General features: G+C 38.8%; 9 protein-coding genes, 1 tRNA gene and 1 pseudogene. 10 read left to right on the forward strand and 1 reads right to left on the reverse strand.

Annotated elements, in window-relative coordinates; translation table 11 throughout:
* Positions 1-28 precede the first annotated feature (28 nt).
* From VQ00_RS03250 to VQ00_RS03275, 6 genes and pseudogenes are all read left to right on the forward strand, one after another.
* Positions 29-1,678, forward strand: a pseudogene (locus tag VQ00_RS03250) (DEAD/DEAH box helicase family protein); the annotation flags it as partial.
* A gap of 50 nt (positions 1,679-1,728) precedes the next feature.
* Complete coding sequence (locus VQ00_RS03255; RefSeq protein ID WP_046178631.1) at positions 1,729-2,583, forward strand: hypothetical protein; 855 nt, start codon at positions 1,729-1,731, stop codon at positions 2,581-2,583.
* Between the two features lie 87 nt (positions 2,584-2,670).
* Positions 2,671-2,979, forward strand: a complete 309-nt coding sequence (locus tag VQ00_RS03260) for a hypothetical protein (protein WP_046178632.1) — start codon at positions 2,671-2,673, stop codon at positions 2,977-2,979.
* Positions 2,980-3,327: 348 nt separating this feature from the next.
* Entirely contained in the window at positions 3,328-6,075 is a 2,748-nt protein-coding gene (locus VQ00_RS03265; RefSeq protein WP_046178633.1) for a type I restriction-modification system subunit M, read from the forward strand.
* Position 6,076: 1 nt separating this feature from the next.
* Entirely contained in the window at positions 6,077-7,309 is a 1,233-nt protein-coding gene (locus tag VQ00_RS17940; protein ID WP_046178634.1) for a restriction endonuclease subunit S, read from the forward strand.
* 16 nt (positions 7,310-7,325) lie between these two features.
* Positions 7,326-10,481, forward strand: coding sequence for a type I restriction endonuclease subunit R, EcoR124 family (locus VQ00_RS03275; protein WP_046178635.1), 3,156 nt, complete (start codon positions 7,326-7,328; stop codon positions 10,479-10,481).
* Positions 10,482-11,026: 545 nt separating this feature from the next.
* Here the strand turns inward: VQ00_RS03275 and VQ00_RS03280 are convergent.
* The gene (locus tag VQ00_RS03280; RefSeq protein WP_046178636.1) at positions 11,027-11,773 is read right to left on the reverse strand and encodes a DUF4652 domain-containing protein; all 747 of its coding nucleotides are present in this window, start codon (positions 11,771-11,773) and stop codon (positions 11,027-11,029) included.
* A 230-nt stretch (positions 11,774-12,003) separates the two neighbouring features.
* On the opposite strand from VQ00_RS03280, the gene VQ00_RS19015 reads away from it, so the two are divergent.
* The 4 genes from VQ00_RS19015 (at position 12,004) to VQ00_RS03295 (ending at position 14,603) form a co-directional block, all read left to right on the forward strand.
* Entirely contained in the window at positions 12,004-12,660 is a 657-nt protein-coding gene (locus VQ00_RS19015) for a tyrosine-type recombinase/integrase (protein ID WP_245618017.1), read from the forward strand.
* A 180-nt stretch (positions 12,661-12,840) separates the two neighbouring features.
* On the forward strand, positions 12,841-13,170 hold the full coding sequence (locus tag VQ00_RS19020) for a site-specific integrase (protein WP_245618002.1): 330 nt from the start codon (positions 12,841-12,843) through the stop codon (positions 13,168-13,170).
* A 258-nt stretch (positions 13,171-13,428) separates the two neighbouring features.
* Positions 13,429-13,502, forward strand: a tRNA-Arg gene (locus VQ00_RS03290).
* Between the two features lie 177 nt (positions 13,503-13,679).
* Positions 13,680-14,603 carry an HNH endonuclease gene (locus tag VQ00_RS03295; protein ID WP_046178637.1) on the forward strand — a complete coding sequence of 308 codons (924 nt, stop codon included), beginning with the start codon at positions 13,680-13,682 and terminating at the stop codon, positions 14,601-14,603.
* The last annotated feature ends 479 nt before the right edge of the window (positions 14,604-15,082 follow it).

Raw genomic sequence — 15,082 nt, forward strand, 5'->3', positions numbered from 1 at the left:
TAAAATAATAGCTAAAGTGGTGATGGCTTTGAAAAGCAACTTTGCCTTTTTTCTTGAGAGATGGACTGTTCTGGCTAATCTAGGAGAAACAGCGGAACGAAATGTTCATATTGATCCACATACAACATTAATGAAACTGCGTTTATTTGCAGAGACAATGACAAAATATATACTAGCTTCTGAGAATATTCGAGAAGCGTATGGCACAACTCAAGTAGATCGTATTAATACACTTCGAAGAGAAGGGATATTAGAGCCTGAATTAATTGAGATGTTTGAGACACTGCGTCGCAAAGGGAATCAAGCAGTGCATGAAGCGGACTATGGAAAGATTGAAGAAGCGAAAGCGATGTTACATATAGCTTTTCGCATGTCTGTCTGGTTCATGGAAGTATACGGCGACTGGAGTTTCCAAGCACCTGAGTATGTTGAATATAGTGAGCAGCTAGAGACAGATAAAATCGATTTGCTTCAACAAGAGTATGACAACAAGGTAAAGAAGCTAGAAGAAGAGCTAGAAGCTATTCGACAAAAAGCAGAGCTGGAGCAACCTAATGCAAAGGTAGAACGTAAGCAGATATCAAAGAAATTCGTTCGTCGTCAGCAACTAACAGAAGCGGAAACACGTACGATCATTGATGAGAAGTTACGCTTATCAGGGTGGGAAGTGGATACGAATGGATTGAACCACTACACAAAGGGCACACTGCCGCAAAAAAATCGAAATATGGCAATTGCCGAGTGGAAAGCGGGAAGCGGTCGAGTAGATTATGCACTATTTATTGGTTTGCAGCTTGTAGGGTTAATAGAAGCGAAAGCAAAGCATAAAAATGTACCTTCTGTTTTAGAAAGCCAAACGAAAACATATGCCAAGAACATAGCGTCAATTGAAAATGAACAGCTCACACCAACAAAAGGGGACTACAAAGTTCCATTTCTCTATGCCACAAACGGTAGACCATTCTTACGACAATTGCAGGAAGAGTCTGGGATATGGTTCTGGGACTCTCGGAAGCTGACGGAGCATGCTCGTCCGCTCGAAGGCTGGCACTCTCCAGAGGACCTTCAGCTGCTTCTGAGTCAAGATGACGAAGCGGCAAATGAGCAGTTGCAAGAAGAGGATATTACTAAGTTTGGTTTGAGACCTTACCAGCAGAATGCGGTATTAGCTGCTGAAAAAGCATTACAAGAAGGACAGAGAAAAATGCTTATGGCGATGGCGACAGGAACAGGAAAGACAAGAACCGCTATTGCGCTAATGTACCGCTTGATCAAAGCGAAGAAGAGTCGCCGCATCCTGTTTCTAGTTGACCGTAAAGCACTCGGCAGACAGACAGAAAATGCGTTAAAAGATACAGAAATAGAAGGACTTCCTTTTTCAAGCATCTATGACGTAAAGTCACTAGAAGATATGTCACCTGAGGTCATGACAAGGGTACACATTGCGACTGTACAAGGAATGGTTCATCGACTTTTCTACAGTGAAGACAAGAGAATGCCGAGTGTGGGACAATATGACTTTATTATTGTCGATGAAGCACACCGAGGCTATACAAGTGACCGTGAGATGTCCGAGGATGAGCTGATATTCGAAGATCAGAACGATTACATCAGCCAATATAGACGAGTCATTGATTATTTTGATGCTGCTTGTTTAGGACTGACAGCAACACCCGCCTAACTTTATTGGAACTGTCCTGGATAAACAGAAGGAGAGGAGGTGCTCAGATGGCTAATATTTATAAATTGAGAAAGAACATGGACACATTCATTGAAACTTTAGCTACAACCAGGGTCGAAAGGTTTTATCCTTCCGCATTGGCTAAACATCTGGGTATCTCCTCGGTTGAGGCATTTAATTACTTATTAGAGAGATCTGGAAATGGAGATCAATTACAATTAAAATGGGAGTTAAGATGCCCACATTGTTATAGAACTTTGGATATAACTATAGAAAAACAAGTACTGGATGAATATGATTGTAAATGCGGGGAAGAATTCGAGCCACGACCGTCAGACTTTTTTCCGGTTTTTCAAATTAATCCAGATTATAAAGCGTTTATCAAAACAGCAATAAAAAAAAAGCCATCTAAACCAGAAGACCCTCCAATTAACTTAATTGGACAACCTCAATCGTTGCAAGACATCTTAATAGATGGATTATTATCTGAAAAGGCTATAGACAAATTGACAAGCCAGTCACCTTGTTTTCTTATTCAAATAATAAATCAAAATCAATATAACGGAGGGGATGGCCATATGGATCAGAGAAAGATTACAGGTAGTTTTAATAATTCTAAACTTAGTGGAAACAATGCTATTCAGGCTGACAACGTTGTTCAGTCCCAGAATATCACAAAAGAAGAATCCGAAAAGGCATTTAAAGAATTATTTGATGAAATAAAGAAAATATCAGAGCAATCACAAAGGGAACAAGCTGAGTATAATGCTGAGCAATTAAAAGAGGCCGTTGAAAATAAAGACAAGTCTAAGGCACAAAAGCTCCTTGGCTTTTTAAAAACATCAATAGGAACTGTAGCTTCATTAACAACTATCACTAGATTTTTTGGACTAACCCTATAATTATAAAAGACAATGCCCTTCCTATTATAGAAGGGCATTTTATGTATTTTTATCACAATAAAATAAATAGGATGGAGGTCATCTCTAATGAGTAGTACATTTGAAGGTAGAATGGCAATTATATCCAAATACCCTAAATTGATCCCTAAGGAAAATGCAGGTGGTAGGACTAGCGTTTATTATAGAGGTGTGGCAATAATTCAACAGTTCCGCAGAAGTGGCTCTGGGTATGTTCCTGGGAATCACATTAAAACATATACAAGTGAATTTGACCTAGATTTTGATACTCGGGATATGATTGCTTTTCGAAGTTATGATGATATTCGTTTTGAAAGATTGATTCAAACTGCAATGGAAGTTGTAGACCGACGATCAAAAAGAATTAGTTTAGAGTAAGGATTCTGATGAATATGGTTCTCCAAATGCAAAAAAGCATTGTTTACATCAGTGCTTTTTTTCTTGCTTTCGTATATTTATTATTATTTAATTTATCCTTGTTACACACGTATAACTCGAATAAGTGAGCTACACGGTCATTAGATTTAAAAATTTCCCCATATGTCTCAGCAAGGTTACCTGCGGCTTTTAAATTTGAGAGGATTTTACGTTGAATAGGTACTACTGAATATTGGTGATATAATGGAGATGGTAAACAAAAACAAAGTGCAATAGTTTGAAGAATGAAAGAAAACAACCATGTTGTTTGAAAAATATATTAAGTATGAAGAGAGGATAAATAGCATCATGAATAAGCAAAAACTTGCTACGAAAATATGGGAATCCGCTAATAAAATGCGTTCAAAAATTGAGGCCAATGAATATAAAGATTACATTTTAGGCTTCATTTTTTACAAGTACCTTTCAGACTATGAGGTAAAGAAACTAAAAGAACTAGGCTCTACCCAGGAAGACATTGAGGCTCTTGTTGAAGACGATACAGAAACCGTAGAGTATGTTCGTGAAGAGGTAGGATACTTTATTGCCTACAAGGATTTATTCTCGACTTGGATCAAAATGGGCAAAGATTTTGATGTGTCTAATGTTACGGATGCCTTGTCAGCGTTCGACCGTTTGATTAACCCATCTGATAAGAAGGTATATGAGGGTATATTTAATACCCTGCAGACGGGTTTAAGTAAACTTGGTGATAGTTCCGCATCTCGAACAAAAGCTATCAGCAATCTGATTCATCTGATCAAAGATATTCCTATGGATGGCAGGCAGGACTACGATGTTATTGGCTTCATATATGAATATCTGATTAGCATGTTCGCTGCTAATGCTGGAAAAAAGGCAGGCGAGTTTTACACGCCACATGAAGTATCTCTTCTTATGTCCGAAATTGTTGCAGATCATTTGAAGGACAGAACGGAAATCGAAATTTATGACCCGACGAGCGGTTCAGGCTCCCTTTTGATAAACATCGGTCGATCAGTTGCAAAGCATATTGATAATGAAAACAACATTAAATACTATGCGCAGGAACTGAAGCAAAATACATACAACCTTACTCGTATGAATTTAGTTATGCGTGGCATCCGTCCGGCTAATATCATTACCCGCAACGGTGACACTTTGGAAGATGATTGGCCGTACTTTGATGAAACTAACCCAGTTGAAACATACAATCCGCTTTATGTGGATGCAGTTGTTTCCAATCCTCCCTACTCACAGCATTGGGAGTCAGGTAATAAAGAAACAGACCCTCGCTACTCACGTTTTGGGCTCGCTCCGAAATCAAAAGCCGATTATGCTTTCCTGCTCCACGACTTGTTCCATATTAAGCCGGATGGCATCATGACAATAGTTCTCCCGCATGGGGTTTTATTCCGTGGCGGTGAAGAGGGTGAAATTCGAAAAAATCTGATTGAAGGCAATAACATTGATGCAATCATCGGACTTCCTTCTAATATTTTCTTTGGAACCGGCATTCCGACAATCATCATGGTTTTGAAGCAAAAGCGTGAGAATACCGATGTTTTGATTGTTGATGCATCCAAAGGTTTTATTAAAGTTGGCAAGAACAATAAGCTCAGAGCATCTGATATTAAAAAGATCGTTGATGTCGTAACTACCAGAGCTAATATTGGCAAATTTTCACGGAAGGTCAGCCGTGAGGAAATTCGCCGAAACGAATACAACTTGAATATTCCGAGGTATGTTGATTCCTCTGTAGGAGCAGAAAGATGGGACCTTTATGCTTCTATGTTCGGCGGCATTCCTATTAGCGAAATTGCTGAACTTAGCAAGTACTGGGGTGCTTTTCCAGGATTAAAAGAGGTACTGTTTACACAAGGAGTAGTTCCGTATGCTGAGTTGGCGGTCGGCAACATTGAACAGACTGTCAATGAGCATCCCGCCGTAAAGGACTTTATTTCTAATTTTATGAGATGTTTCGGGGACTTTAACAGTTACTTGAAAAGCGAGCTGATAACGAATATGGCGAGTCTCAATATTTCAAAAGAAAAAGTTGTTTTGAGTGCTGACATTTTCGCCCGCCTTGATTCCATTCGGCTTATTGACAGATACGAAGCGTATCAATTACTTGATGACGAGTGGGCAAAAACGTCTGTTGACTTAGAAATAATTCAAACAGAGGGCTTCAACGCTGTTAAAAAGGTTAACCCCAACATGGTTGTCAAGAAGAAGGACGGCAAGGAGGAAGAGGTACAGGTTGGTTGGATCGGTCATATTATTCCGTTTGAACTAGTACAGCGGACGCTTCTTTTGAGTGAATATGAAGCACTTATGCAAATAGAAGGCCGTCTTGCTGAAATCTCCTCTGAATATGATCAAATACTTGACTCGCTTTCCGAAGAAGAAAAGGAATCAAGTTTGACAAACGATTCCAGCGATGTGTTTGTCGCAAAAGAAATCGGTGTTAAACTTAAAGAGATTTATGCTGGCGTGGATACCCAGGAAATTAAGGCTCTAAACGCTTATGCTGCACTCTCAAAAAAGGCCGATAAACTTGCCTTTATCAACGCACACGACGATGTAGTGTGGGCCAATATGGCCGTAAACAAAGATGGCACATATAGCAAGAAAACAGTAACTGCTTATATAGCAGATCTTCAATCCAATTTTGAATTCCAGGAAGAATCCTTCGAAGCAAAAATTGTAAAAATAAGCAAGCTGATGGACGAGGAAAAAGAAGTAAAAGCAAAGGTAAAAGAGGATGCGGCAGTATTGCATATGAAAACAAAGGAAACTATAGAATCGCTTTCCGACGAACAGGCGCTTAAACTACTTGAGCAAAAATGGATTTTTCCGCTTACTGAAAGTATTAGTCAGCTTCCAAACGCGGTCATTCATATTCTGATAGACAAAATCAAAGTCCTTTCTAAAAAATACGCTGCTACATACTCTGCGGTTGAAGCGGAGATACAAGAAACCGAGTCTACTCTCTCGGTGCTTGTTGATAAACTCGGCGGCAATGAGTTTGATATGAAAGGTCTCAGCGAGTTCCAAGCGCTGTTAAAGGGTGAATGATATGGCTGAAAAAGATAAGAAACCAGAGATTCGCTTTACTGGATTCACTGATGCTTGGGCACAGCTTAAGTTGGGGGATTTGAGTGAATCTTTTGAATATGGATTAAATGCAGCGGCTACAGATTTTGATGGAGTAAACAAATATATTCGAATAACAGATATTGATGATGAGTCAAGAAAATTCCTTGAGAAAAATTTGACTTCTCCCAATATCGACCTTAGTAATGCAGATAATTATAAACTAAAGAATGGTGATATTTTATTTGCCCGAACTGGAGCTAGTGTTGGAAAAACCTATATTTACAATGTTTCTGATGGTTTAGTGTACTATGCAGGATTTCTCATAAGAGCGAGAATTAAACGGGAATATGACAGAGAATTTGTATTTCAAAATACACTATCAAATGGATACAAAAAGTATATCAGTATTACATCTCAGCGTTCTGGACAACCAGGAGTTAATGCACAGGAGTTTGCAGAATATAAAATAAATGTTCCCAAATATGATGAGCAAGTTAAAATAGGCGCATTTTTAAAAGAAATGGACAACCTTATCACCCTTCAGCAGCGTAAGCATGACAAGTTGGTACTCATCAAAAAATCCATGCTCGAAAAAATGTTTCCGAAGGATGGAGCCGATGTTCCAGAAATTCGCTTTGCTGAATTCACCGATTCTTGGGAAAAGTGGAAGGTTGGAGATGTACTAAAACAGAAGCAACGCCCTATCAAAATGGAAGATAATAAAGAGTATCAGCTTGTTACGGTGAAACGTCGTAATGAGGGAATCGTATCCAGGGGCTATCTCAAGGGCAAAGACATTTTAGTCAAAAACTATTTTGAAATTAGATCTGGAGATTATTTGATTTCAAAGAGACAAGTGATACATGGTGCAAATGGAATAGTGCCGGAAAACCTTGATAAGTCAATTGTTTCCAATGAATACTTAGTAGCCATTGGAAACAAAAACATCACTACTGAGTATTGGACTCTAATATCAAAACGGCCTAATATGTATAAGCAGTTTTTCCTCAGCTCATATGGAGTTGATATAGAAAAGCTGGTATTTGATGTTGAAGATTGGAAAAAAAGAACGATAATTCTTCCTTTGTTGCCTGAACAAGAAAAGATTACGTTATTCTTTCATCGTCTTGACCACCTTATCACCCTCCATCAGCGTAAGTTGGAAAAGTTGAAAAATATCAAGAAATCAATGCTCGAAAAAATGTTTGTATAGGAGGTGTGAACGCGAAATGGTCTTTGGCAAAGAATTAGATTTTGAAGAGGCCTTAATTGAGGTACTCTCTCATAAAGGCTGGGAACCTGAGGTACTGAAGTATCCCACTGAAGAATATTTGCTGAAAAACTGGGCAGATATTCTCTTTGAAAACAACAGAGGTATTGACCGTTTGAATGATTACCCTCTGACAAGCGGAGAGATGCAACAGATAATGGAGCAGATCACCACACTGCGGACGCCTTTAAAACTAAACGGCTTTATCAATGGTAGAACTGTTGCCATTACCCGTGATAATCCCTATGACACTCTGCACTTCGGGAAAGAGGTCAGCCTCAAGATTTATGACCGACGTGAAATCGCTGCGGGACAAAGCCGCTATCAAATTGCACAGCAGCCAAAATTTAAGAGCAAGTCCAACATATTAAATGATCGTCGCGGTGATTTGATGCTTTTGATCAACGGTATGCCAGTTATTCACATTGAGCTGAAGCGGAGCGGTGTTTCAGTTAGTCAGGCATATAACCAGATTGAAAAATATTCCCATGAAGGGATTTTTACCGGCATATTTTCGCTGATTCAGATCTTTGTTGCTATGGAACCGGCAGAAACAGTTTATTTCGCCAATCCCGGAATGGACGGGAAATTCAATAAGGATTTCTATTTTCACTGGGCAGATTTTAATAACGAGCCTATCAATGACTGGAAAGATATAGCTTCTTCACTTCTTTCCATTCCGAGGGTACACCAGCTTATCGGCTTTTACACCGTCGCCGATGATACAGATGGTGTACTGAAAGTCATGCGTAGCTATCAATACTATGCAGCAAACGCCATTTCTGACCGCGTTTCTAAAACCAACTGGGATGGGCGTGACAAGCTTGGCGGATATGTTTGGCATACCACAGGCTCCGGCAAGACGATGACAAGTTTCAAGTCGGCGCAGCTGATTGCAAACTCCAAAGATGCGGATAAAGTTATCTTCTTGATGGACAGAATTGAACTCGGAACGCAGTCCTTGAAAGAGTATCAAGGTTTTGCAGATGAAAATGAGTCAGTTCAGGCAACGGAAAACACAATTACTTTAATTTCAAAAATTAAAAGCGAAGACCCGACAAATACTCTCATTGTTACCTCTATCCAGAAAATGAGCAATATTAGAGATGAAGAGGGCGGCTTAAATACTCATGATATTGAGATGATGCGTTCCAAGAGAATCGTCTTTATTGTCGATGAAGCGCATCGCTCTACATTCGGAAGCATGCTCAGGGATATAAAGGACTCTTTTCCGTCTGCAGTTTTCTTTGGATTTACAGGAACGCCAATTGAGGATGAAAACCAAAAGAATATGAACACAACATCAACCATCTTCGGAGACGAGCTGCATAGATACAGCATTGCGGATGGTATTCGTGATAAGAATGTCCTTGGATTTGACCCTTACAAAGTGTTGACCTTCAGAGATAGGGATGTTCGGCAGGCTGTTGCTTTGTTGCAGGCAAAAGCGAATACAGTTGAAGAAGCCATTGCTGATCCTAAAAAGAAGGAAGTCTATTATAAATACATGGATTCTTCTCAAGTGAAAATGGCCGGATTTACAGGTGATCACGGAAATTATGTCAAAGGTATAGAGGACTATTTGCCGAAATCCCAATATCAAACTGAAGAACATCAGAACATGATTGTTACGGACATTGCTGATAACTGGGTGAGATTAAGTCATAATAGCAAGTTCCATGCAATCTTTGCTACAAGTGGCATCCCGGAGGCAATCCGTTATTATCGGAAGATAAAAAAAGCTATGCCCACATTAAAGGTTACCTGCTTGTTTGACCCAAACATCGACAATAACGGAGGAGTTGCCTTTAAGGAGGATGGTCTAGTTGAAATAATCGAGGATTACAACGCTAGATATGAGCAGAAATTTAGTCTGAAGAGCTACGATAAGCTAAAAAAAGACATTGCTTCACGGCTTGCTCACAAAGATCTATATAAATTTCTAGAAAGAACGCCGGAAAATCAGCTCGATATGCTGATTGTGGTCAACCAGATGCTTACAGGCTTTGATTCCAAGTGGATAAATACGCTTTATATGGATAAGGAACTATTGTATGAAAATATCATCCAAGCATTTTCTCGTACAAATCGTCTCTTTGGCCAGGAAAAACGTTTTGGAACCATACGATACTACAGGTATCCGCATACGATGGAACAAAACATAGAAGAAGCTGTGAAGACCTATTCTGGTGATAAGCCTATTAGATTATTTGTAGAAAAGCTTGAGTACAATCTAAACAAGCTGAATGCAATTTTTGATGACATCAGCGAGCTGTTCACCCGTTCCGGGATTCCTAACTTTGAAAAGCTGCCGGATGACCGTTCGGAGCGTGGGAAATTTGCATCACTCTTCAAATTATTCAATGACTATCTGGAAGCTGCAAAAATTCAAGGCTTTACATGGAATAAGTCAATGTATGAGTTCAGCCATGGCCGTGGAAAGCCAAAGACTAAAGTCGAAATGAAACTAGATGAAAACACCTATTTGGTTTTGGCGATGCGTTATAAAGAGCTGTTCGGCGGTAACGGCGGTGGTGGCGGCGACGATGTTCCTTTCGAGATTGAAGGTTACCTAACGGAGATTGATACCGGAAAAATCGATTCGGACTATATGAACTTGCGCTTTGAAAAATTTCTGAAAATCCTTACACATGATGATATAGATGTAGCTGAATTGCGGCAGACGCTTGATGATTTGCATAAGTCATTCGCTATATTGACGCAGGAAGAACAAAAGTATGCAAACATCTTCCTTCATGACGTAGAAAGCGGAAATGCCAGGTTGGAAAGTGGTAAAACCTTCAGGGATTATATCACTGAATATCAATTTAGGGCAAAGAATGACCAGATCGAAAGTATTTCTCGATTCTTGGGGGTGGATGAAAAGAAACTCCGCAATCTCATGGCTGCAAATGTAACTGAGGCGAGTATCAATGAGTTCGGTCGCTTCGATTATTTAAAGGCTAGTGTAGATAAAGACAAGGCAAAGGAGTATTTCGAAAAAATGGAAAATGCAAAAATACCACCATTTAAGATCAACATAAGAGTACATAATTTGCTTAAGGAGTTCATTCTTAAAGATGGATTCGACATCGAAGAGCCGAAAGAATACTAGGGGCAGCATGATATATACGGAACTATATGAGGAAGACTAAGAAAATGGCGTTATAAAGGTGGATAGATAGACTCGGCTATATCTATCGACGCAAGTTTTACTTACTAGACTACAATTTGACCTCACATCATATAGAATTTATTATTTTCGTGTTAAAGGGGAACCAGACACATCGACCAAGCTACCAACAGGGTAGCTTTTCTTATTTAGCCAGAAAAATTCAGGTAACATACACTCGACTAAAACAGGTGATGATCCATAAACATTACAAAGAGAGAACTCCACATTTCATGTCCAGCTCCAACTCTGTGGCATCCATGTGGCAACAAACATAAGATAATTTCTGAATATTAGAAATAACAAATAAAATAAAGAGAGGCTAGAAACTCCTGTAAATGAAGAGTTTCTAGCTACTGTCGGCAACATGAGGTAACCATAGATGATATGTGACCCGCCCTTGACAGGGTAGAGACTATATTATAATGATATTGTAAAAAAGACAGTAAGCCTATATGTAGCTTACTGCCTTTTTTATTTAGAAGTAATTATTGCACCGTATCTAACAGTTCTGCTATGTAGTATATTTGTGAAACTTCTTCATACTCATCGAAATTATCATCTATATACTCTATTCCTTGGCAAATGACATACCCATTTTCTACATAAAAATCAACTGCTTTGTCGCCTATTTCAAAAGGAACTTCCTGTGCGAGTTTATCTTCTTCTGTATCGTAAATCCAAAGGGTACCACCAATGTTAGCGGAGCCATAAGAGCCGCCTATAACGGTTAAAATGTATCGATTATCTAACCATACAGCAGACTTTGGTGTAGTCTGTTGATCCTCAACCACTTTTCCTTTCTCAGGAGAAATTTCCTCACTAAGATTTTCAGAAACAAAATCATAGGTATACAGGCTTTGATAAGTATCTTCGTACGGTGTTTCTAATAATAAGACTTTCGTTTTATCAGGCGAAAAAGAGTAATGTGGAGCATCTCCAGTAATCAGCTCTTCAGTGCCGTCATTCTTTTCAACAAATACAGCATTACGACCTTCTTCCTTCATGGATGGATCAACAGATATTTTGTTTAGGTTTTTAAGGTCTTCTTCTTCGAATGGAAGAGTAGTCTTGTTTAATTCTTCTTGAGATACATCTTGTTTTACCGTAGCAGTAGCTTGAGTAGTAGTCTTAGCTTTACTAGTTCCCATGTTGTAGCTGAAATAACCAGTCCCCCCAACCACTGCTATACCGAGTAAGCAAGTTAAAAAACCTTTCGTGAAACCTTGAGCCATAAATAAAAACCTCCATATATATTCATAAGGATTATAGTACCATTAAATTTGAAATAGTAATACAAATTTTAGAGGAATTACAATAATAATGGTATCGAAATAGGTTAAATTGATTGAGTAGAAGGATGATTAAAGTAAATTAATATAGGTTTAAATTTACAAAAAAAGTATAAGGATGCTAAAATTAAAGCTATGCAGATTACTAATCACATCCCTATAGAATACAGGTGATGATGATGACTGTAATAAAGAAAGATGCAAAAACAGGAAAATATTTTTTTGGTTTAGATACTGGTAAAGATCCAATGACAGGCAAAAGGAAGCAGCTAAAGCGGAGAGGTTTTGATTCAAAACATGAAGCAAAGTTAGCGCTTGCTAAGCTTCAAGTTGAAGTCAGGGAAGAAAAGGAATTAAGCATACTAAGGCTCTCGTTTCAAAAGTATCTTGCCCAGTGGTTTGAAGCAAAGAAAGTCAAATTAAAGCCGAGTACGATTCAAAATTATGAAGAGCAAATCCGCTACAACATTGTGCCTTATATTGGGGATGTGCGAATGGGTGAGTTCAGTGAATCAATCATTCAGACCTTTATTCAGACACTCCACAAAGAACGTAAGCTGTCTCCAGCGACAATTCGAGCTGCTTATGGCATCGTTGCAGAAGTGCTTTATAAGGCTTCTCAGAAAGGCATCCTTAATAAGTCAATGTTAGACGACATTTCTTTGCCAAGAATGCCAAAAAAGCTTCGAGTATGGACAGCGGATGAGATGATGTTGTTTTTAGACGCTCCTCAGCGATTGTTAAACTTAACAAGACACTTTATCGGCTTCAGTATTTCCATTCAGACGGGCATGCGTATGGGGGGAGGTTCTTGGCTTGCGGTGGAGTGACATTGACTTTGAAGGGAAACGAATCTTCATCCGGCAGACACTCAGTAAGATCAACGAGGACAGCGTGTACGGCTTTGTCGATGAAGGGAAGAGATTGCTGTTCTGAGAGTTGTCTATGTCCCTGACGCTCTGTTGAGTAGCCTAAGAGCACATCATGAGCATATCATTCGGGAGCGATCAGTGCTGGCAGACGAGTACCTTCCATATGATTTGGTTGTATGCACGAAGAACGGAAACTGGGTGCACCCAAATAACTTTAGACGAGGTTTTAAAGTGACTGTCGAGCAATTGGGTCTTCCGAATATCCGTCTCCATGATCTACGACATACACATGCCACGTTCTTGCTAGCAAATAAGGTCAATCCGAAAATCATTCAGGAGCGACTTGGTCATAAGAACGTAACTGTCACATTGAACACATACAGCCACGTATTACCATCGATGCAGCTTGAAGCGGCAGGCACGTTTGATGAATTGTTCAAGGGCAGTGACCATAGTGGTGACCAGTGAAGGAGTTAAGTCGCTCAAGCCTTGGTATAACTGGGTTTACAGGTGGTGATTTTTATGAGGACTGCATGAACATGAGCACGATTGTAATTTTATATGTTAAAAGACAGCTAAGTTTAAACAACTGCCTTTTTACTTTGACTTGCTGTATGATAAAATAAGGGTAGAAAAGTAGGACACTGCTAAAGGATAGCCGTGAGACAAAGGAACAAAAATAGGGTAGAGTAAATCCAACAAACCCATAAATATTAATGTTTATATGTCCCAGTAGCTCAGCAGGATAGAGCAACAGCCTCCTAAGCTGTAGGTCGTAGGTTCGATTCCTATCTGGGACGTTTTTGGAAAAAAAGGTGATATATCGGTAATCTCAGATTAATGATAATTTGAGATCATCCGCATATATTAACCTTTTTTTGCTTTTTTAGAACGAACGTCAGACCATGTTAATTCAATAGAACATTTAATGTAAAATGAAAATATCAATACACGTACGTGGTTTAGGAGGAAGTAAGTTGAATAGCTTTATTGTTATGCAAGGTCGTACTTATCAAGAGGAAAAAGATTTAGGAATTATTTGGTCATTCCAACAAGACAAAGGGGGGAATGTGCAACATTCATGGAGACGATTGGCAGAAATGAAAAAAGGGGATCTGGTATTTCATTATGTAAAAGGGAATATCATTGCTGTTAGCATTGCCAAAGAGGACTGTAAAGTAGCTAGTAAACCCGATGCTTTGCAAAGTCACAATGAACGGAAAAGTGAAGGGTATCTAGTGAATTTAGAATATCATGAATTAGATAGAGCGGTTAATGTTCGTGACAAATTTGAAGAAATTTTACCGCTGCTGCCTGTCAAATACTCACCATTCCAGGATGATGCAAATGGGAACCAAGGCTACTTATACCCATGTAATGAAGAACTAGCCATCAAATTACTCGAACTAATTGGCGAGTTAAATATTTATCAAGTAGATAAAGAACAATTGGAATTGTCCATTGATGATGTAAGAAGAACAGAACACAATACATTAATTCCAGTGATTGCTGAGACAGAATCTGAAATAAAAACGAAAATCCGATTGGGTCAGCAAAAGTTCAGAAAGGACTTAATGCCCCTATGGGAAGGTAAATGTGCTCTATGCGGTATAAACTTGCCTGAATTACTAAGAGCAAGCCATTCAAAACCCTGGAAAGACAGTACAAACGCAGAACGTTTAAACCCATATAACGGCGTTCTACTTTGTTGTAATCATGATGCCCTTTATGATAGAGGGTTGATTGCCCTTGATGGTCAGGGACGTTTGCATGTTTCTTCAGTGATCCGCGAGGAAGATTATCCGCTATATGGCTTGGTATCAATGGCTAAGATACAGATTCATTCTGAAAATAAAGTGTTTTTTAAGTGGCATAAGAAAAATATTTTCAAAATAAATTAGTAGAATTTGTGACTCTGAGTAACTCATGCTTATGGACTTTTTGCTTCTTATTTGAACCTTTAGATGGTTCAGGAGTGTGGGTTTTAGATTTATGAGATATTATCATTAAAACTAAGGAGTAAAGGACATGGATTGGAAAAACTTCTATAAGATATGACAAAGTGCAGATATTGTGGTTTACACCCTATAGATTTGCATCATTTGTTACCAAAAAGTAAATACCCTCAATATGGTTACCATGTTGAAAATATAGTTCCATTATGCGTCAATGTCCATGCATTCATCACAAGACGAAAATGGAGTGAAATGCAAGAGAAGGCATACGAACGATTGATTACGGAATGGATGGAACAACCAAGTGTTAAAGTATTCGATAATATAATGAAACAATTTCATGAAATTGTTTATGGACAAACATTAGAATAAAAACAGAACAAAGAAGGCATTTTATTGGCTTCAGTATTTCGGTTTAGATAGTT

Source organism: Domibacillus tundrae, from assembly GCF_000970675.1.
GTDB lineage: Bacteria > Bacillota > Bacilli > Bacillales > Domibacillaceae > Domibacillus > Domibacillus tundrae.